Below are 20,722 nucleotides of genomic sequence, written 5' to 3'. Positions count from 1 at the left end.
TCATTTTTATTTTAAAAGCTGATTAATCGAGCGTGATACAGCCTTGATTATAAATAATAATTTGGTTTCGACCGTTATTCTTTGCATTGTATAAAGCGTTGTCGGCATGTGCTAACAAGCGGTCGTAGTCAGTAACCTGCGCGTTGTCTGCCACACCAAAACTTACCGTTACAGAAAGGCTATCTGCTAATTCTGAGAAATCGTAACCCGCTATCTCTAAACGGATAATTTCACACAATCTTGCGGCTTCTTCAGCATTTTTGTATGGGAACAACAGGGTAAATTCTTCACCGCCCCAACGCGCCGCATAACCTTCATCAGGGAAATTCATACGCAGTAAGCGTGCAATTTCACAAATCACTTTATCACCAATTAAGTGCGAGAAATTGTCATTAATGAGTTTGAAGTGATCAATATCCATAATGGCAATACTAAGCGTTTTATTGTCACGCTGAAACTGATTAAAGTTTTCAGACAGCCACATATCGAAAGCGCGTCTATTCGGTAATTGCGTTAATTGGTCATGATTCGCTAAATGAGCAAAAGCATCAGCTTGCGTTTGTAAATCATGCATTTGCTGTTCAACTTTTTCCGTTAACTCAATTTCGATGCGCTTATAGTGATATAAGCGGTATTTATAAATAGCATAAGCAGCAAAAAGCACAGCAACTAAGACAAATAACTTAAAGCTGGTTTTTTGCCAAAAATAAGGGGCAATTTTAAAACGCAGAACTTGCTCATTATTTTGCCAGTCACTATTTGGGTAACCTGCACGCACTTTAAAGGTATATTTACCTGGTGGTAAATTGGTGTACTCGGTAATGGCCAAGCGCCCCCTGTCTACCCATTGTTGATTGTAACCACTTAGTTGAGTTTGGTAATTTAACCGCCCAGGCATGATAAAACTTAGCCCAGCGTAGTTAAACGAAACCCGAGAAACCCCAGCAGGTAAACTCAAAACCTCATTACCAACAGGTAAAGTCATGGGTTTTCCATCGACTTCAAAGCTTTCAATAACCGTCGATAATCGTCGTTTACTGGCTTCTTTTAAGCGCTCTGGTGTGGCAATAGCGACGCCTTTGGCTGTAGCAACCCATACTTGACCATCTGAATGAAGCACAGCAGCAGGGTTTGAACCGCCATTTGCTTGCGCGCTTAACATGCCATCGCCTTCATCATAAAGCTGCATCGAAACGCTCATTGGTTGAACTTTTTCAGGGTTATCTAAAAGTGCAACTAGCTGAGCTTTGTTCACTTGAATAACACCACGGTTACTGGTCAACCATAGTGAGTCACCTTGCTCAATCACTTGGAACAGCTTATCGACCGGTAAACCTTGATCTCGACCAAACAAGCTCATTTTATCTGTACTGAGATTGTAACGAACTAAGCCTCTATCCGTCGCAAGCCACATTTTATCGCCATCTAAGTAAAAGCCGAATGCATACTCAGTACTGAACTGCTTTGGAAACTCGAGAGTTTTAAACTGCTTTGTCGCTGGGTCATAAATTGATACACCGACCCCCGTACCGACCCATAACCTGCCGTGGTCATCCTCGACAAGGGCCATAATAAAATCACCAATTAAGCCATCTTCTGTGGTAAATAATTCAGTTTGCCCAGCAGGGTCTATTTTGGTTAAACCACCGGCAGTGCCAATCCATAGGTTATCAACTTTATCGAACAACACAGCGCGAACTTCGTTACTGATCAGGCCATTACTGCGGTTTTTTACTGGGTAAATTTGCCCATTAGCCACTTTCATTAAACCGGCGGTATAAGTACCTAACCAAACGCCGCCCTGCTTATCTTCGGTTAAGCTTAAAACGGATAGTGGATCTTTTTCATAGGCTTGAGTAAGGGTTGTGAGCTTGCCATTTTTAATACGATTTAAGCCATTGCTACTGCCCACCCATAAGCTACCATCAGAATGCGATAACACGGTACGCACATAGTCTGATGCAAGCCCACGACTTTCACTCCAATTTGTAAATGGTGCTTCGCGCAAGCGGAATAACCCAGCATTAGTGCCAACCCAAATGCTTTTTTCGCGGTCTTGCAGTAAAGATAAAATACGGTTGTTGGGTAAGCCATCATCGGCAGCTAAGTTTTCAAGGCCTAAACTGCTGAGTCTGAACACCCCTTTATTGATGGTGCCAAACCACAAATCGCCCTGCGCATCTTCGAGTAAACTAGCAATTGATTCGTTGTTAAGGACGGGATTAATAGCAACAAACTTATTATTTTTCTTTTGCCATGCGCCTTTTTCGGTGCCGACAATCAATGTGCCTGACTCCGTTAGTAATAAGGTAAACACAGAGGCATTTGGAAGCCCAGAGTCCTCACTGACCTTACTAACTTGCTTATTCTTTATTTGATAAAGACCATCACTGGTCGCAGCCCAAATCACGCCTGTTTTGTCTTGTAAAAGACGATAGGCGCTAAGCTTATCAAGCAGTTTTTGCTCAGAGGCAGTTTCAGAAGCGCGGTAAACAATGCCTTGCCCTTCAAGTGCCAGCCATAGCTCACCTTGTTCAGTAACAAGCGCATGATTGACCATGGCTGATGAACTTGGTAATGCTCGCCACCCTCCTTGTGAGCGAAGCGCAATACCGCCACGGGCACCCACGATATATAAATCACCATTATCCATCGGAATCAGGCTGCGTAAGCCAGAATCAGGTAAACCAGGAATTTCTGTTCGAGTAAAAAGTTTAAACTCACGACCATTAAAACGGGCAAGCCCTTCCCAAGTCGCTATCCAAATGTAACCATCTTTGGTTTGCGTAACGCCATTAATGCTATTGTGAGGAAGGCCGGCGCGAGTGCTCCAAGTCTCTGTAAAATAATCACTTAAAGAGAGGCGTGCAGAATCAGCAAAAACGCTGAAACTCAATAAAAGAAAAATACAACTAACTACCCGCACCATAAAACTAAAACCCTGATATTTATTATCGTTCTATTCAGTGATGTAGCTCTGTGAAGCCAAAGTCATCCCTAACTTCAGATAATACTACATTAGTTGCAATTTTTACTCACTTTAATGACATTTAGCAACAATCAATTACAAAAATTCGTAATTTTTTCTTGCAGTATTTTCACAAATCGCGCCACATGCAAGCCATCCATCAAAGCATGATGCACATCGATTGAAAGCGGCATCTTGCCAGTTTGTGAGTCATATTGACCAAACACAAACTTAGGAATACCAAGGCCATGCCCCTCACTTACAGCATGCGAGAAGCCGGTAAAGTTTAACCATGGAAGTACTGAGATATGAATAAGATCAGGCTGCCCTTCTGTTGCAGCAAATGCATCAGAGAAAAACGGTTTTGCTTTACTTGTTTTACCCACAGCAATAGCGTGTTTTGAAAAACCTTCCATCGACGCTTGTTTTTCAAAATAACTAAAGCGAAATGTTTCATCTTCTGCAAGCTCTACCACACTTCCTCTAACCGATGACAGTTGTACCGGTAACGAATCAATAATACGTTGACGTATTGGTGCATAGTCATGACATGCTTCAAGTGTTAGGTATACATAGCTGTGAAAGAACGAATACGGTTCTGCTTTGCACTTGTTGTAAAGAGCCGCCATGTCGAGTGAAACACATACATTAAAATATGGCAGAGAAAATTCTTTGAAAAAAGCGAAATGCTGTTTGCGAGGCCAAGTAGCTAGATCAATAGGTGTGATTTCACAAGATGGAGTTTTCATTAGGTGCCCTCGAGGTTTAAAAACCGAGTTTACCTAGCCTGCGTGACTTCGTCACCTTGATGCGATAAATAACAGAGACAAAAAAGGTGCGACTTGCGCACCTTTTACCTGTAAATTTATCGATTTACTAAATTATAAGCCGTTTTCGATAATTTCTAATGCTAGTTCATCGGCAATTAAATGCGTCGACTTCTGCTCTTTTTCAGAGCGAGCAAAGATTTCTGTTAGCGTATCAAAAATGCCTTCAACGTGTTTCGTTGATGCTTCTGCACTATAACCTTCTGGTGCCGTTTCGTAATAAACGTTGATGATACCACCTGCGTTAATTACGTAATCTGGTGCGTATAAGATACCTTTTTCGCGGATGATCTCACCGTGACGAGACTCTGCTAATTGGTTATTCGCACAACCTGCAATAATTGTTGCTTTTAAACGCGGGATAGTCGTGTCATTTACCGTTGCGCCAAGTGCACATGGTGCATACACATCAACATCTAAGTCGTAGATTTCATCAATACCCACAGCCGTTGCATTGAAGTCATTTACAACACGCTCAACAGCTTGCTCATTGATATCTGTTACAAATAATGTTGCGCCCGCTTCATGTAGGTGTTTACAAAGGCCATAAGCTACTGCACCTAAACCTTGCACGGCTACTTTGATACCAGCAAGGTCTTGATGACCTCGTTGATGTTGTAAAGCTGCTTTAATACCTAAGAATGTACCATACGCTGTGAACGGTGAAGGGTTACCACTTTTACCTTCAAGGCCTAATACATAGTTAGTTTCTTTATTCATGATAGCCACATCATCACAAGTGATGTTTACATCTTCAGCTGAATAGTAGCTACCGCTTAAACGCTCTAACTGACGACCAAATGCACGGAAAAGTTGCTCTGATTTAATTTCTTTAGCATTACCGATGATCACTGACTTACCGCCACCAAATGGTAAACGTGCCACAGCATTTTTGTAGGTCATACCTTTTGATAAACGAAGTGCATCAGTAACAGCATCTTCATCAGTTGTGTAGTCCCACATTCTGCAACCACCAACCGCTGGACCTAACTTGGTATTGTGAACCGCGATAATAGCTTTTAGGCCTGATTCTTTATCTGAACAAAACACCACTTGCTCGTGGTTATCAAAGTCGACTTTATTAAATACAGCCACAGTTAAATACTCCGAAATTTTCTTACCCTAAGGGGTGTGAGCGCTGAAAGTGCCGAGACTTTATCACTTCGTTTGCTCCCTTGCCACTAAATGAGATGATAAAACTAAGCAAAGTTCTCAGGCCGAAATAACAACTCAAAAACTAACACTTTATGGAAAAAATATACCAATCAATGTACGCATTAAGCATTGTTAATTCAAAACAAAATATTAACATTACAAACTTTATTACGTGAACGTAAAGGTAAAGTATAGCGTAAAGAAAAAGTGACAAGAAAAATGTGCCGATCAAGCCAAGTAAAATCGGCTTTTAAAGAGATGTTAGAGAAATAGCTGAGACTGGTCAGAGCTGAAAAAAAACGGCGCAGGTGCGCCGTTTTTTTAAGAGAGTTGCAAGATGGTTACTTTAATTTGCCATCAAGCTCTTCGATTTTTGCTTTCCAAATAGCAGGGCCTTGCGTATGCGCATTGGCGCCTTCACTATCAACAGCAACCGTTACTGGCATATCTTCTACTTCAAACTCGTAGATTGCTTCCATACCTAAATCTTCGAACGCAACAACACGTGCTTTCTTGATTGCTTTAGATACAAGGTAAGCTGCACCACCTACTGCCATTAAGTAGATAGATTTATTGTTTTTGATTGATTCAACTGTTGCAGGACCACGCTCTGCTTTACCAATCATACCGATGATGCCCGTTTTTTCTAACATCATATCAGTGAATTTATCCATACGAGTCGCAGTTGTAGGGCCAGCAGGACCTACCGCTTCATCACCCACTGCATCTACAGGGCCAACGTAGTAGATAAACTTGTTATCAAAATCAACGCCTTCAGGTAACCCTTCACCTGATTGGATCATATCTTGTAGGCGTTTATGTGCTGCATCACGACCCGTTAAGATAGTACCAGACAGAAGAACCGTTTCACCCATCTTCCATTCTTGCGTGTCTTCTTTAGTCAGTGTGTTTAAATCAACACGGCGTGTACCTTCACCTACTTCAAACGTAACTTCTGGCCAATCTTCAAGTTTAGGCGCTTTAAGATCAGCTGGGCCTGAACCATCTAATGTGAAATGAACGTGACGAGTTGCCGCACAGTTCGGGATCATAACCACTGGTTTTGATGCTGCGTGAGTCGGTGCCGTTTTAACTTTCACATCAACTACGGTTGTTAAACCACCAAGGCCTTGTGCACCAATACCTAATTTATTAGCACGTTCGAAGATATCGATACGCATTTTTTCTTCAGTTGTTTCTGCGCCGCGCTCAATCAGCTCGTGAATATCAACCGGATCCATTAATGATTCTTTAGCAAGTACCGCAGCTTTTTCTGCAGTACCACCAATACCTATACCTAGCATGCCAGGTGGACACCAGCCCGCACCCATTGTTGGTAATGTTTTTTCAACCCATGCAGCCACATCATCAGATGGGTTAAGCATAACCATTTTCGTTTTATTTTCTGAGCCGCCGCCCTTCGCTGCCACCATTACTTCTACTTCAGCGCCTGGCACTAAGTCGATATGAACAACTGATGGAGTATTGTCTTTGGTGTTTTTACGCGTACCAGCTGGATCTGCAACAATTGATGCACGTAACGGGTTATCTGGGTTTAAGTATGCGCGACGTGTACCTTCATCAACCATTTGCTGAACAGTCATGTCTGTTTTATCCCACTTAACATCCATACCTACTTTTACGAAACAAGTAATGATACCTGTATCTTGGCACAGTGGACGTTTACCTTCAGCAGACATACGAGAGTTAATTAAAATTTGCGCAATGGCATCTTTTGCCGCTTTGCTTTGCTCTTTGTTGTAAGCTTTTTCTAAGGCTTGTACGAAATCGAGAGGGTGATAAAAAGAAATGTATTGCAATGCATCTTCAATGCTATCAATGAAGTCTTGCTGACGAATTGTACTCATTACGGGTTCCTTAAGTTTTTATCGCGTAGCGCTGTACGTGATCCTGAGTAAACCGGTGACGAAGATTTACTCTACGGGTTAGTCATGGCATCACTATAAAGGAAATCATAACGCTGCCAATCAAATTTAACTTATGATACCCTCCTCGCCCGTTTCGGGCTAGTTATTCAGGGCAATGTAGATGATAAACGATGAAAATTTGTGCATTAAATTAGATTTAAGTGGTGATTGCATCGCGCTATTTAGTCATTTTGCTCATTTGCCCCATGCTGTGTTGCTCGATTCAGCCAATAGCGAGCATGTGAATAGCCGCTTCGATATCATTGCTATTGCACCATTAATGCAATTAGAAGTGCGTGAAAATACATGCTTTGTCGACGGCAAAGCACAATCAAGTGATTGTTTTAGCTTGATGAAAGAAGGTCTTCAAGAGTTTAATCACACAGCTAACCCTAATAACCTACCCTTTACAGGTGGATGGCTTGGCTATTTTGGTTATGACTTAGGTCGTGTGATTGAAAGCATGCCAAGTACTGCCGAAAACGACATTAACATGCCGCAAATGGCTGTAGGCCTTTATCCAGATGCTCTTATTTATGATAAGCAACAGCAAAGCTGGTTTTACGTCTGTCAGCCAAATCATAATCGCTTAGCGCTATATCAGCAGCACCTAAACGAAACACCAGCAAGTGCAGAGTTCGCGCTACAAAGCGACTGGCAATCAAACATGGGTCAAGCCAGCTACAGCGAAAAGTTCGAGAAAATTCAAGCTTATTTAAAAAGTGGTGACTGCTACCAGATCAACCTTGCACAGCGTTTTAAAGCTGAATTTTCAGGTTCAACATGGCAAGCATATAAACAACTTCGAGAAGCCAATAAAGCACCGTTTTCAAGCTATATAAATCACCCTGATGGCGCTATTTTATCTATCTCCCCTGAGCGTTTTATTGCTATTAATCAGGGTCAAATAGAAACCAAGCCAATAAAAGGAACACTCCCTCGTTTGGCTGACGCTAAACAAGACCAAGCGCAAGCAACTCGATTACAACTATCAGAAAAAGACCGCGCAGAAAATGTCATGATTGTTGATCTGCTGCGCAACGATTTAGGAAAAGTGGCTCGCCCAGGTAGTGTCACAGTACCCTCGTTATTTGCCATTGAAAGCTTTCCGGCTGTGCATCATTTAGTAAGTACTGTGCGCGCAGAATTAGCAGATGGCAAAGATGCCGTTGACCAAATTCATGCCGCTTTCCCGGGTGGTTCAATTACTGGAGCGCCGAAAATTCGCGCTATGGAAATCATAGAAGAGCTCGAGCCGCATCGCCGTAGTGTGTACTGCGGCTCAATTGGCTATTTAAGTGCCTGTGGTAACATGGATACTAGTATCACAATTCGTACTTTAGTGTGCCACAAAGGTGCAATCTATTGCTGGGCTGGCGGTGGCATTGTGGCTGATTCAAAGGTCGACTTGGAGTACCAAGAAACTTACGATAAAGTAAATAAGATACTGCCTTTATTAAAGTAAAAGTTGAAATAACTACCTTGAATAGCCAACAAATAATTGCCCGTTTTAGTTTAAGTCAAACTACAGAGCGCCAAGCTACTATTCGCTTTAATGCCGAAAAGCGAGCTAGTGCCGTAATGTTACCTCTGCTTGATGTTAACGACGAAGCACATTTATTGCTTTGCAAACGACCTAGTTATTTACTTCATCACCCAGGGGAGATTTGCTTACCAGGTGGAAAGTATGAAGAGCAAGATGACACGTTACTGCACACAGCCCTTCGAGAGCTCAATGAAGAGCTTAATATTGGCAAACATCAAGTGACTGTCCACGGTAAATTACATCAGTACGCGACCCTAACCGGTTTCACTATTGAGCCTTTTGTGTGTGTACTTAGCGAAGGCACAACATGGCAAGCAGATCCCAACGAAGTTGCTGCCAGTTTTTTACTGCCCTTATCTTATTTAAGTAATCAACAAAATTGGCAACCCCTCCCCTTTGAGCGAAATGGTAAAACCATTACTTTGCAAGGCTTGATGACCCCGCACGGTCTGCTTTGGGGAGCAACAGCCAGCATTATTAATAACTTTATCAAACAGCTCGCCCTACCAGTTTAATTATCCTGCTTTTAGGGTTACACAGACACGTTTAAACGTTATCATGTGGCACCGTTCAAAGGCAGGTAGTATGCCGTTAATAGAAAAATGAGTAGCAAATTATGATCAGTGCATTCGATATGTTTAGTATTGGTATTGGCCCATCTTCATCTCACACTGTTGGCCCAATGCGCGCTTCGCGTTTATTTGTAAACGAACTAGAAGAAAAAAACTTACTTGCAAACGTTACCGATATTAAAGTTGAGCTGTTTGGCTCACTCGGTCAAACAGGTATTGGCCATGGCTCTGGTAAAGCTGTGATCTTAGGCCTTGCCGGTTATGATCCAGAAACCATTGATGCTGATTTAGTCGACGATATCCTCGCAAAAATCGAAAAAGAACAGGTTATTTATTTAAACCAAAGCCATAAAGCCAATTTCCCTAAGCAAGGTGCGATTGTATTCCATCGTCGTAAAACATTACCAAAACATTCAAATGCAATGGAAATCATTGCCAGCCAAAATGGCGAAAAGTTATTCAGTAAAGTGTATTACTCAATCGGTGGCGGCTTTATCGTCAGTGATGATGAGTTCGAGAACGAAAAACAAAAAGCACTCGAAATCCGCGAAGAAAACCCAGCGCCTTATCCGTTTAACACGGCAAAAGAGTTGTTAGAGCTATGCCGTGAATCAGGGTTCAGTGTATCAACGCTTATGATGCACAACGAAAAAACCCTGCGCAGCGAAAAAGACATCAAAGATGAGCTGTTTAATATTTGGCAAGTTATGAAAGCCTGTATTGAGCGCGGTATGCGTACAGAAGGTATCTTACCAGGTGGTTTAAAAGTAAAACGTCGCGCCCCTAGTTTACACCTTAAATTAAATATTGAGGTAAACAACGATCCATTACGTGCTATGGATTGGGTTGATTTATTTGCCCTTGCAGTAAACGAAGAAAACGCTGCTGGCGGCCGTGTTGTTACCGCACCAACCAATGGTGCTGCAGGTATTTTACCAGCGGTATTAATGTATTATCACACGTTCATTAAGGAAGTAGACCGTGATATCGCGACTCGTTACTTATTAACGGCGGCAGCAATTGGTATTTTATATAAAAAGAATGCGTCAATTTCGGGTGCTGAAGTAGGTTGCCAAGGTGAAGTGGGCGTTGCTTGTTCAATGGCAGCGGGTGCACTAACTGAAATCATGGGTGGTAATGTTGTACAGGTTGAAAACGCCGCTGAAATTGGCATGGAGCACAACCTAGGCTTAACCTGTGACCCTGTTGGCGGCCTTGTACAAGTACCGTGTATTGAACGTAATGCGATGGGCTCAATTAAAGCAATTAATGCGTCACGCCTTGCAATGCGTGGTTCTGGCGAGCAAAAAGTGACCCTTGATAAGGTAATTAAAACCATGCTCGACACAGGTAATGATATGAAAACGAAATATAAAGAAACCGCTCGCGGTGGCTTAGCAGTTAATATCATCGAGTGTTAATTTACAGCACGTTTTCAGCATAATAAAAAAGCCGCTTTAAAGCGGCTTTTTCATCTTTATTTTACTGGTAACTCAATGTTTTCGAAGAGCTTATCAACATCTTCTTGGTTACGTAATAAGCTTGCTCGTTCAACCAGTTCTTTCGTTAAATGCGGTGCAAAACGCTCAATAAAATCATACATGTAGCTGCGTAAAAAGCTGCCTTTTCTAAAACCAATTTTAGTGGTGCTCGCTTCAAATAAGTGGCTTGCATCAATACACACTAAATCAGTATCTGTTATTTGATCAATCGCCATAGACGCTACAACACCTACACCCAGACCTAAACGAACATAAGTTTTGATTACATCAGCATCTGTTGCAGTAAAGACAATATGCGGCTCAAGTCCATGTGCATTGAAAGCTTTATCTAATTCAGAACGACCAGTAAAACCAAACACATAAGTAATAAGTGGGTATTTAGCCACATCGGCAACAGTTAAATTATCAGCCTTTTGCGCAAGCGGGTGTGTTTTTGCCACAACAATACTGCGATTCCAGTGATAGCACGGCAACATAACTAAATCAGAATATAAATGCAGCGCCTCAGTCGCAATGGCAAAATCAGCATCACCGCGTGCTGCCGCATCAGAAATTTGCTGTGGCGTACCCTGATGCATGTGCAAAGACACTGCCGGGTACTTTTTCATAAAGCCTTGAATAACATTCGGTAATGCGTAACGCGCCTGAGTATGAGTGGTCGCAATATTAAGTTTACCTTGATCAGGCAAGGTATGCTCATTGGCAACCGCTTTAATACCTTCAACTTTCGACAGTATTTCTCGTGAAATATTAATTATTTCGTTACCGGCACTGGTTACATGGGTAAGGTGTTTGCCACTGCGGCCAAAGATCTGTACACCCAATTCGTCTTCAAGCATACGAACTTGTTTCGAGATCCCCGGTTGCGAGGTAAATAAACTTTCTGCTGTCGCAGAGACATTTAGTTTATGATTTTGGACTTCGACTATATATCTGAGTTGTTGTAGTTTCATGGCTGCATTGTAAACGTTGTTATTGTTTATTTATAAAGGCTGCAAAGCGCAATGCCAAGCGATATTTCATCGCGCTATACATTTATATCGATTGTTTCTAAGGCTAACACATTAAATTACTGCTCGGTAGCCGTGTTTACTCGCAAAATATTCAATAAAGGTGCTAGTTTAGCGCTATACTCATTATAAAGTAGTAATCGTAATAAGTTTATTCGAGATTACTACCGTAAAACTGTTCAGATCTAATCTTTTTAAGGTAAGATAAAAAAATTAGATAGTTAAAACTGAGATTTAGTAATGATTGTTTCTATCATCATCATGCTCATTGTTGCATTAATCGTGATCGCATTATGGGTCAGCGCTGTGCAACAACACAAAGAAAAACAAGAAGCAGAACGCCGTAAAGAGCTTACAAAACAGAAAAAAATCATTGAAGAAGCAGAAGATGTACTGCTTAACAGTGCCAATATCCCCATGTCTGAAAATATTCTGCGTATTATTCAGCGCCGTATTTATGATGCACTTGTTTCAATGGTCGAGCTTTCTCCAAGCTCAAAAGAATTAAAAAACAGACTCAAAGAATCTAAAGAACGCCTAGCCTCTCCTATCGAAGCAAGTAATAGCGATGCATTAGCACTGCCAGATAACGACAAACAATTAATAGCTCTAATTCAAGGTATAAAAAAATTACGAACTGTACTACGCTCAGAGCATGGTAAAGGCAAGGTAGATAGCCAAGTATTTGTTGCTGAAGATAAACGCCTTGAAAAATTACAACTTCGAATCAACGTAGAAAGCCAAATTAAGCGCGGGATCTCAGCTCGTTCAGCAAATATGGTGGGCTCTGCCAGACAGTATTTTGAAAAAGCACTGGCAACACTCAGTTCTGTTAGCTACAGCGATGATTATGTAAACTCCAAAAAGCAAGAAGTTGAAGGTTATTTAGAAACGATTAGCTCTGAGTTGAAAGCATCAAATGCAACGTCATTAAAGAAAAAAGCAGAACAAGAGCAGGACGATTTAGACGTATTATTCGCACCAAAGAAAAAGTGGTAAACCACTTTTTCTTTGCTTTGTGCAAATTAAGATAAAAATGCAAACTTAACAATAAATAGCGCTGTTAATACCCACACACTAATACTGATTTCATCTTTCTTACCACATACCAACTTCACTGCAGTATACGAAATAAAACCAAGAGCGATACCGTGAGCAATCGAGAAAGTTAACGGCGTCATTAATAAAACTACGCTCACCGGAATGGCATCTGTCATATCATCCCAATTTACTAACTTTAAGTTTTGCATCATTAACACTGCAACATACAAAATCGCACCTGCGGTTGCATAAGCTGGGATCATGCCAGCAAGTGGCGCAAAGAACATCATTAACAAGAAACAAATGCCCACAACCACAGCGGTAAGACCTGTACGGCCGCCCACAGAAACACCTGCTACTGATTCAATGTAAGACGTTGTTGTTGACGTACCAAGCATTGAGCCTGCAATAGTTGCTGTGCTGTCGGCACTTAGTGCACGACCTAAACGAGGCATTTTACCTTGTTCATCAGCAATACCTGCTTTTTGCGTTACAGCAACTAAAGTGCCTGAAGTATCGAACAAATCAACAAATAAGAACGCAAAAACCACTGTGAGCATTGAGATTTCGAATGCTGCTGCAAAATCCAATTGCATAAAGGTTGGCGCAATTGAAGGCGGCATTGAAATAATCCCTTGATACTCCACAAGGTCTAAACCAAGCGCAATTGCGGTTACTAATAAAATACTGATAAGTACGCCGCTTTTCATATCGCGGTATAACAGTGCAGCAATAACAAAGAAGCTAAAAATCGCAAGTAGTGGGCCTGGGGCTGTGATATCGCCTAACTGCACTAAGGTTGCAGGGCTTGCTACGATAATACCGGCGTTTTTCAGTGCAATAAGGGCTAAGAAAGCACCGATACCTGTAGCAATGGCACGCTTTAATACCAGAGGAATAGCATCAATGATCCACTCTCTAACCTTAAATAGGCTTAAGAATAAGAAGATACAGCCAGACATAAAAACTGCACCTAATGCAGCTTGCCAAGTGTAGCCCATGCCCAAAACAACACCATAAGTGAAGAAGGCGTTTAAGCCCATACCCGGAGCCAGTGCTAATGGGTAGTTTGCCCATAAACCCATAATAAAACAGCCGATTGCAGCAGCAATACAGGTTGCTACAAATGCTGCACCTTGATCCATTCCCGCTTCTGCGAGCATTGCAGGGTTAACAAATACAATGTAAACCATGGTAATGAATGTTGTGATGCCAGCAATAGTCTCGCGGCGCACAGAGGTGTTGTTTTCAGTGATTTTGAAAAGTCTTTCGAACATGTTGAACTTTAAGTTGAGATTAATTGGCTAATTTTATCATATTTTATCTCAATAAGAGGACATTTTACCTTGCAATGTTCTAAACTAATAAGGTCTTTTATTTCAAAAAAATAACTAAACTATGTCTGATAATTCGCCAGTAGGCTTAGATTTAGAGCAACAGCTTGATAATGTACTTGCCTTTATTACCCAACCCGATAAAGGGTCGGCGCCAAATAAAAGTACTCAATCTGTTGAAAACGTACTAAACAAAGCTTTGTATTATTTAAAAAATGAACAGCCTCCCCTTGCTGCCAAATGGATGCGATTAGCAGCTATGGCGGGCAACCATAGGGCGCAATTTTATATGGGGCTGTTTTTCATCAAAGGGCAAGGTGTACCGCACAGTGTTTTTCATGGCGCGGTGTGGCTAAGTCTGGCAAGTAGCCAAGGTTATGAACCTGCAACGGCTGCACTTGATGATCTTAGAAAACACATTAGTACGCGCAGATTACATGATGCGCAAAGCTATGCAGCTACCCTGTATGAACAAATCCACCAGCAACAGTTTGCTCATTTAATTCCTCACGATCCTGACGCCAGCTAACACGCGTCAGGCTATACAAACGCCTGCCTTGCTCGCCAGGTTCTACGAAAGAAATGCCCTTATAGTCTGCTGAGATAATAAATTTAAAATCATGCCTGCTAATCATTTCACGACGTTTAGCATCTATTTTCTCGCGGCTTTGTTCTACGAGTAGCGTTCGCCAATCATGAAAAATGCCATCAGGTTCATTACCTTTCACTACACCATATGATTTGTACTCATAGAACTTTGTATTGAATAGCTTTTCTTGATGCCCTAAATAAAACATGGCACAGCCTAGTGCACTTAACAGTATGGCAATATAGACGAGTGAACGCTGTTTAATGAATTGCTTATTACTTTGCTGCTTATACCAAGCTTCAATGTCAGGCACATTAATCAACCGAGCTTTATCTACAGAATGTTTTAATGGCTCCATAAATTCGCAAATTGTTAGGTTGAGTGCCGTTATACCAATCCGCTTAATTAAGTAGTCTATTTTGAGGCAATAAAACCTCGTTGATTACAAGGCAAAAATTTCGTTATTTAGTTGTTCTAAATGAGAAATTTTTAACGCAGTTAGCGACAGGTTTTATCCCTCAAAATGATTAAGTATTATTGCGGGTTGGTATTAGTATTGAACGAAATGTGTCATTCGAAGGCACTGATTTATCGTTCTCAAGTTTTGAAAGGTAACTTTGCTCTATCCCCACTTGCTCTGCAAATTCTGGTTGGCTTAGTTTTAGCTCACTGCGATAGTGTTTTAGCTGTGTTCCGAATGTACTCATAACGCATTTCCTTTTTGTTGTGGAGCCGCCATTCTTTGCTATTCATGCAGATATAAAAAGCTGAATAAATAGGAATAATGAAGAATATTAGCAAGATAGGATGAAATATACGAGATACGAGATACGAGATACGAGATACGAGATACGAGATACGAGATACGAGATACGAGATACGAGATACGAGATACGAGATACGAGATACGAGATACGAGATACGAGATACGAGATACGAGATACGAGATACGAGATACGAGATACGAGATACGAGATACGAGATACGAGATACGAGATACGAGATACGAGATACGTTGTCAGTATAAGTAAATAGTAAGGTGTAATGTAAAGACTTATTTAATCATTTGTTTGAGGAAAACAAATGGCGGAGTGGACGGGACTCGAACCCGCGACCCCCGGCGTGACAGGCCGGTATTCTAACCAACTGAACTACCACTCCGCAGTGGTATGTGCATGGGGTAATGCACTTAATTTGTTTATGATATCAAATGGCGGAGTGGACGGGACTCGAACCCGCGACCCCCGGCGTGACAGGCCGGTATTCTAACCAACTGAACTACCACTCCGCAGAGATATCATTGTTATTACTTAATTTGTTGGCGGAGTGGACGGGACTCGAACCCGCGACCCCCGGCGTGACAGGCCGGTATTCTAACCAACTGAACTACCACTCCGCGATACAAATTTTGTAATAAAATAGCGTTTAAATAGTGGCGGAGTGGACGGGACTCGAACCCGCGACCCCCGGCGTGACAGGCCGGTATTCTAACCAACTGAACTACCACTCCGCAGTATCTAATGCTATTTATTTTTCCTATTGGCGGAGTGGACGGGACTCGAACCCGCGACCCCCGGCGTGACAGGCCGGTATTCTAACCAACTGAACTACCACTCCGCAAAGGAAAATGTTTTACAACCATAAGTTGTGTAAGTAATTGGCGGAGTGGACGGGACTCGAACCCGCGACCCCCGGCGTGACAGGCCGGTATTCTAACCAACTGAACTACCACTCCAGCGCATACTTACAAATTGTCGAAAATTGGCGGAGTGGACGGGACTCGAACCCGCGACCCCCGGCGTGACAGGCCGGTATTCTAACCAACTGAACTACCACTCCACATTTTCGTTGCTGACTGAGTCTCCCCTGACAGCGGCGTGAATAATACGAATCACCCTCTGGTTCGTCAAGGGGTTTTTTGTATTTTTACAGGTTTTTTAGTCATCTGACATCGAAAGGTTTAAAATTTCACCTGATTTGTCATTTTTTGAGCCATTTTTGCCAACTTCATTTTCATTCGTTGCTTGCTCATCATTTTCGGTTTGATTTTTTTTCTTTAAAAACGGTAAAGAAATTTTAAATTTCAGCGGTTTCTTCTGAACAAAAATTCTAATTGCCAGCCAACCTAATAAAAGTACGGTTAAATTTCCAACAACAATTAAGGTCACCATCAGCATGGTTGACGCTTTTTGTTCTTCTTCAAGAATTCGTTGTTGCTCTGCTTGCGCTTCTAAATCAATTTCTGGGCGAACAATTTCTGGTACAGCTTCAATTGGTCGCTCAATTTCAAATTTATAAGTCGGTAACGTCGCCATAAACTCACGGTCATTTATGTTGCTACCAAATACAGAAAGCTCAACACTGTATCGTCCCCAATCATAATTTTTAATTGCAAGCTCTCGTGTTTGCGATTTATCTGCATCTAAAGAGAACATTTGCTCTTCATTATTGGGGTAATATATTTTTCCTTGAATAAGTACAGTTTCTGGTTTAACGATTTCAGGATTTAGCGAGATCGTTAAAATGTGGTCATCTTCATCTTGCTCAGCAAGTGCTACTTCATAATCAAAAGGCGGCTCATGCACGACTATCGGTTTTTGCACCACGGTACGCTTTAATATAGGCGTTTCTATATATAGCTCTGGTTGCCACTCTCCTGCCGGAAAGACCAGTTTAAACTCACCGGTAAATACACCATCAAGCGGACGCTCATCAAAGCCGCGGCCATCATCTCTAAAGTCAGTAACACTTTGCGTGCCCGCACCAAAGTTTGCGTAATCACTATTATTAGTGCTGACAAAATCAACGTGCAAACTGATCACATCGCGAAACTGACCAACTTCTATTGGTTCACCATCATTTAATACGCGGCCAGTCAGTTTTACTGTTTCGCCACGAAACAGCATAGGCGGGAGTGGATCAACATTAAGCTCTATTTCACCCAGCACCATAATACGGCTATCTGGCAAGATACTGCCGACCACTTGCCAAGGGCCAGGCATGGGGTTGCTAATGGTGATCAGGTCGTAGCTCAGTTCATCATGCCAGTCGAGGTCATCATTGTTTACTGAGTCAGTAGCGTAATACTTAGTGCCGTCAGGGCGTACTAAAACAACGGCAGGAGCACCGCGCTTACGAAAGAAGAGTAAGGTTACTTTATCGACTTTATGGTCAATACGAAAACGGTTCTCTAGCAGGGGAATTTCATTTTGCACCCCATCACGTTCTAATGGGGTTATTTTATCTTGCTCGTTGGCAAATCCCGCTAAGGGAATTAAACACACTAATCCTGCTAGTAGTTGTTTTCTCATTTTATTACCTTATTCTGCACGCCATAGGCATTGGCCACCCTTTGCAACCAAGTCTAAACGCTCTTTGTGAGCGGCGTGCTCTTGTTCTGTTGCTCTTAATACCACAAGCGGTGCTCTATCAGCACTTAGTCGGCGAATACCACCAGCTTGTTGGGTTGAGCCTTCATCTTTATTTTGATTAAGATTCAGCTTTACTTGCCCACCCGTCATCGACAGGTAAACATCGGCTAAGATCTCAGAATCCAGTAAAGCGCCGTGTAACGTACGCTTTGAGTTATCAATATCGTAACGACGGCAAAGTGCATCAAGGTTATTCTTTTGACCTGGGTGCAAGTCACGCGCCATTTTTAAAGTATCAAGTACACTACATACATCGGCAGTATTCGGAAAACCTTGATTTAACAATGCAAACTCATTATCCATGTGGCCAATATCGAACGCTGCGTTATGAATAACAAGCTCAGCGCCACGAATATACTCTAAAAACTCATGGGCAATTTGGTGGTACAGGGGTTTATCACGCAAAAATTCATTGGTGATACCGTGAACGTCTATTGCTTCTTCTTCTATTTCACGTTGTGGATTGATATACACATGAAAGTTGTTGCCAGTAAGACGGCGATTTACAAGTTCAACACAACCGATTTCAATAATGCGGTGGCCTTGCTTTGGGTCAATACCCGTGGTTTCTGTATCTAAAACTATTTGTCTATGTGCCATATCGTCTTAAGCCTGACTCTGGTATCTTTCTATATTCACTTTATTGTACACAATATCAAGGTAAAACAGTGCAGAAAACCGTAGAGATTTACACCGATGGATCATGTTTAGGAAATCCAGGGCCTGGAGGGTATGGCATCGTGATGCGATACAACGGCCACGAAAAGCAGTTAAGTCAAGGCTACACCCTAACAACAAATAATCGGATGGAAATGCTCGCAGCTATCGTTGCACTAGAAACCCTCACCCGCTCTTGTCACGTCATTCTGACGACCGATAGCCAATATGTGAAACAAGGTATTGAGTCATGGGTTGAAAATTGGAAAAAGCGCGGCTGGAAAACCGCAGCTAAAAAACCAGTTAAGAACGTCGATTTATGGAAACGACTCGATGCTGCCTGCCAACAACACGAGGTAGAATGGCGCTGGGTAAAAGGCCATAGCGGCAATAAATACAATGAGATTGTTGACGATCTTGCCCGCGAAGCAGCTGGCAGCGATCAATTACTTGAAGACACAGGTTACGACGGTAATTAAAAGCCCCTTAAATAAACTTGGCGCAGGTCGTTTTATATTTTTGTTATATGTTATAAGATTTGGCTATAACGAAATATAAAGGATTCATTATGGCTCTGCGCATTCACTCTTTTTTCCATCAACAAAGCGCCACTCTCTGTTACTTAGTCAGTTGCAAAAGCACTAAACAGAGCTTGCTGATTGATGCGCCAGCTGATTTTGATATGCCAAGTGGTGAGTTAAGTTTTACCACCGCCAATGAGATCATCAGCTATATAAAGACTGAGCAGCTGACACTACAATGGCTCCTTGAAACTCATGCCCATGCTGACCATATCACCGCAGCAAGTTACATAAAGCAGCAATTACAAGACACACACCCTTGTAAACTCGGCACGGGTGAAGGGATCACACAAGTGCAACAGCACTTTAGCCAACTTTATAATCTTGATATGCCATGTAATGGTGAACCTTTTGATGCTTTATTTGCTGATAAAGCACAATTTCAATTAGGTGATAACACAGTAGATGTAATTGCCACACCGGGCCATACCCCTGACAGCGTGTGTTTTCACATTGATGGCAATGTATTTGTTGGTGACACTTTCTTTATGCCAGACAGTGGCACGGCCCGCTGTGATTTCCCCGGTGGCAGTGCCGGTGAGTTATATGATTCACTACAGCGAATTTTAGCGTTTCCTGACGATACGCTACTTTGGATGTGTCATGACTATCAACCAGATGGCCGCCCTCTTGCGAACAAAACCACAGTGAAAGAGCAGCGTGAGCAAAACATTCATTTAAAAGGGGATAAACAAAGCTTTATTGAGACTCGGGAAGGCCGTGATGCAATTTTGGCTGTACCAAAGCTGTTGCACCCTTCTATTCAATTAAATATTCGTGCAGGTCAGTATCCAAGTAAAACAGACACGCAACAACACTATTTAGCTATCCCGCTCACAGTGCTGCTTTGATGTTTGCCTGAGCCCTGCTCCTTTTACCGGCGAAAATTGCGGCCTTGCATGCCATTTAGGTTTAATTGGTGTAAGCGGGGCCACACGTTTTCGAGCCACCAGCATATACACACTACCCATTGGCTTTAAATATTGTTGACCAAAACTGCGCCACGCAGCAAAACGTGACAAACGGTTGCCTCTTGCAAGCGATGAATGGATAAATCGCTCGTCCGAAATAATCTCAAAGCCTAATAGATTCAACCAGTCTTTTACTCGTGATGGCGTAAAAAAGCGCCCTGTCCACGGTAGCTTTTGGCGACTAAAAGGTAAAAGCTGCGCCAAGCCACACAGACTAAACGGGTTAAAGCCTGTGATCACCAGATAGCCACCAGGGATTAAAGTACGATGTGCTTCGCGTAAGATATGGTGTGGATCAGAATGATATTCTAAGCAATGCGATAATATGCAAGCATCAACACTGTGCTCATAAAAAGGCAGCTCGTCTACATCCGCAATAACACCGGTAAATAACCCCTGCTCTGCGACACAAACTTGATGCTTAATAGGGCTTTCACTGGTTGCCAGCTCTCCACTTAAATTACCAAGTTTGAGCATGTGATAACCAAACATGCGTGGCAGCCATGGCGTTAGCTTACGTTCAATTTCAGCACGTAAATAGTCACCATGAGGGAACTGCTGCCAAGTGTATGGCTTAGGACCTTCTTGAAAACTAAGGGCTGGTTTCATT

Annotated in this window: 18 protein-coding genes and 7 tRNA genes; 7 read left to right on the top strand and 18 right to left on the bottom strand. The window is 42.1% G+C overall.

All coding sequences use genetic code 11. From position 1 onward, the window contains the following. Positions 1-22: 22 nt before the first annotated feature. The 4 genes from KQP93_RS06885 to KQP93_RS06870 all read right to left on the bottom strand — a co-directional run bounded on the left by KQP93_RS06885 (position 23) and on the right by KQP93_RS06870 (position 6,818). Positions 23-2,896: a two-component regulator propeller domain-containing protein gene (locus KQP93_RS06885; RefSeq protein WP_369598764.1), complete on the bottom strand. Its 2,874-nt coding sequence runs from the start codon at positions 2,894-2,896 to the stop codon at positions 23-25. Between the two features lie 164 nt (positions 2,897-3,060). Beyond that, positions 3,061-3,717: a CatA-like O-acetyltransferase gene (locus KQP93_RS06880; protein ID WP_440590119.1), complete on the bottom strand. Its 657-nt coding sequence runs from the start codon at positions 3,715-3,717 to the stop codon at positions 3,061-3,063. A 132-nt stretch (positions 3,718-3,849) separates the two neighbouring features. Beyond that, positions 3,850-4,890, bottom strand: coding sequence for a Leu/Phe/Val dehydrogenase (locus KQP93_RS06875; protein ID WP_055021514.1), 1,041 nt, complete (start codon positions 4,888-4,890; stop codon positions 3,850-3,852). 401 nt (positions 4,891-5,291) lie between these two features. Then, complete coding sequence (locus KQP93_RS06870; RefSeq protein WP_054551614.1) at positions 5,292-6,818, bottom strand: fumarate hydratase; 1,527 nt, start codon at positions 6,816-6,818, stop codon at positions 5,292-5,294. Between the two features lie 181 nt (positions 6,819-6,999). Here KQP93_RS06870 and pabB point away from each other — a divergent pair, with 181 nt between their 5' ends. The 3 genes from pabB (at position 7,000) to KQP93_RS06855 (ending at position 10,417) form a co-directional block, all read left to right on the top strand. Continuing rightward, a complete protein-coding gene (gene pabB / locus KQP93_RS06865; protein WP_217876436.1) occupies positions 7,000-8,343 on the top strand; it encodes an aminodeoxychorismate synthase component I in 1,344 nt (447 codons plus the stop codon). A 17-nt stretch (positions 8,344-8,360) separates the two neighbouring features. Beyond that, complete coding sequence (locus KQP93_RS06860) at positions 8,361-8,939, top strand: NUDIX hydrolase (protein ID WP_217876435.1); 579 nt, start codon at positions 8,361-8,363, stop codon at positions 8,937-8,939. A 101-nt stretch (positions 8,940-9,040) separates the two neighbouring features. Next, positions 9,041-10,417: an L-serine ammonia-lyase gene (locus KQP93_RS06855; protein WP_062566218.1), complete on the top strand. Its 1,377-nt coding sequence runs from the start codon at positions 9,041-9,043 to the stop codon at positions 10,415-10,417. A gap of 56 nt (positions 10,418-10,473) precedes the next feature. Here KQP93_RS06855 and cysB read toward each other — a convergent pair whose 3' ends face one another. Further along, positions 10,474-11,451, bottom strand: a complete 978-nt coding sequence (gene cysB / locus KQP93_RS06850; protein ID WP_054551618.1) for an HTH-type transcriptional regulator CysB — start codon at positions 11,449-11,451, stop codon at positions 10,474-10,476. 297 nt (positions 11,452-11,748) lie between these two features. Here cysB and KQP93_RS06845 point away from each other — a divergent pair, with 297 nt between their 5' ends. Further along, positions 11,749-12,507 carry a hypothetical protein gene (locus tag KQP93_RS06845; RefSeq protein WP_217876434.1) on the top strand — a complete coding sequence of 253 codons (759 nt, stop codon included), beginning with the start codon at positions 11,749-11,751 and terminating at the stop codon, positions 12,505-12,507. A gap of 26 nt (positions 12,508-12,533) precedes the next feature. Here the strand turns inward: KQP93_RS06845 and KQP93_RS06840 are convergent, their stop codons facing one another. Continuing rightward, positions 12,534-13,826 carry an NCS2 family permease gene (locus KQP93_RS06840; protein ID WP_054551620.1) on the bottom strand — a complete coding sequence of 431 codons (1,293 nt, stop codon included), beginning with the start codon at positions 13,824-13,826 and terminating at the stop codon, positions 12,534-12,536. Positions 13,827-13,947: 121 nt separating this feature from the next. Between KQP93_RS06840 and KQP93_RS06835 the strand changes: the two genes are divergently transcribed. Continuing rightward, on the top strand, positions 13,948-14,412 hold the full coding sequence (locus KQP93_RS06835; RefSeq protein ID WP_217876433.1) for a sel1 repeat family protein: 465 nt from the start codon (positions 13,948-13,950) through the stop codon (positions 14,410-14,412). On the opposite strand, the gene KQP93_RS06830 is transcribed toward KQP93_RS06835, so the two are convergent. The 11 genes from KQP93_RS06830 to dnaQ form a co-directional block, all read right to left on the bottom strand. Continuing rightward, complete coding sequence (locus tag KQP93_RS06830) at positions 14,342-14,830, bottom strand: transcriptional regulator (RefSeq protein ID WP_217876432.1); 489 nt, start codon at positions 14,828-14,830, stop codon at positions 14,342-14,344. The genes KQP93_RS06835 and KQP93_RS06830 overlap by 71 nt on opposite strands. A gap of 169 nt (positions 14,831-14,999) precedes the next feature. After that, a complete protein-coding gene (locus KQP93_RS06825; RefSeq protein WP_217876431.1) occupies positions 15,000-15,179 on the bottom strand; it encodes a helix-turn-helix domain-containing protein in 180 nt (59 codons plus the stop codon). 377 nt (positions 15,180-15,556) lie between these two features. Further along, positions 15,557-15,633: transfer RNA gene (locus KQP93_RS06820), tRNA-Asp, on the bottom strand. 50 nt (positions 15,634-15,683) lie between these two features. Next, positions 15,684-15,760: transfer RNA gene (locus KQP93_RS06815), tRNA-Asp, on the bottom strand. Positions 15,761-15,791: 31 nt separating this feature from the next. Next, positions 15,792-15,868 (bottom strand) — tRNA-Asp (locus tag KQP93_RS06810). A gap of 37 nt (positions 15,869-15,905) precedes the next feature. Further along, positions 15,906-15,982: transfer RNA gene (locus KQP93_RS06805), tRNA-Asp, on the bottom strand. 30 nt (positions 15,983-16,012) lie between these two features. After that, positions 16,013-16,089: transfer RNA gene (locus tag KQP93_RS06800), tRNA-Asp, on the bottom strand. A 41-nt stretch (positions 16,090-16,130) separates the two neighbouring features. Then, a tRNA-Asp gene (locus tag KQP93_RS06795) sits at positions 16,131-16,207 on the bottom strand. A 27-nt stretch (positions 16,208-16,234) separates the two neighbouring features. Continuing rightward, positions 16,235-16,311, bottom strand: a tRNA-Asp gene (locus KQP93_RS06790). Between the two features lie 98 nt (positions 16,312-16,409). Next, a complete protein-coding gene (locus tag KQP93_RS06785; protein ID WP_054561794.1) occupies positions 16,410-17,783 on the bottom strand; it encodes a TIGR03503 family protein in 1,374 nt (457 codons plus the stop codon). Between the two features lie 9 nt (positions 17,784-17,792). Continuing rightward, entirely contained in the window at positions 17,793-18,503 is a 711-nt protein-coding gene (dnaQ, locus tag KQP93_RS06780) for a DNA polymerase III subunit epsilon (RefSeq protein WP_217876430.1), read from the bottom strand. A 68-nt stretch (positions 18,504-18,571) separates the two neighbouring features. Here dnaQ and rnhA point away from each other — a divergent pair, with 68 nt between their 5' ends. Both rnhA and KQP93_RS06770 read left to right on the top strand, forming a co-directional pair. Beyond that, entirely contained in the window at positions 18,572-19,039 is a 468-nt protein-coding gene (gene rnhA, locus KQP93_RS06775; RefSeq protein WP_054561796.1) for a ribonuclease HI, read from the top strand. A gap of 89 nt (positions 19,040-19,128) precedes the next feature. Then, positions 19,129-19,992: an MBL fold metallo-hydrolase gene (locus KQP93_RS06770; RefSeq protein ID WP_217876429.1), complete on the top strand. Its 864-nt coding sequence runs from the start codon at positions 19,129-19,131 to the stop codon at positions 19,990-19,992. Here KQP93_RS06770 and KQP93_RS06765 read toward each other — a convergent pair. Next, positions 19,963-20,721, bottom strand: coding sequence for a class I SAM-dependent methyltransferase (locus tag KQP93_RS06765; protein ID WP_054551627.1), 759 nt, complete (start codon positions 20,719-20,721; stop codon positions 19,963-19,965). The genes KQP93_RS06770 and KQP93_RS06765 overlap by 30 nt on opposite strands. Position 20,722 lies beyond the last annotated feature (1 nt).

This window comes from Pseudoalteromonas shioyasakiensis, from assembly GCF_019134595.1.
In the GTDB taxonomy this organism is placed as follows: Bacteria; Pseudomonadota; Gammaproteobacteria; order Enterobacterales; family Alteromonadaceae; genus Pseudoalteromonas; species Pseudoalteromonas shioyasakiensis_A.
Note: the sequence above shows the minus strand (reverse complement) of the source record. Positions and strands in the feature narration are given on the sequence as shown.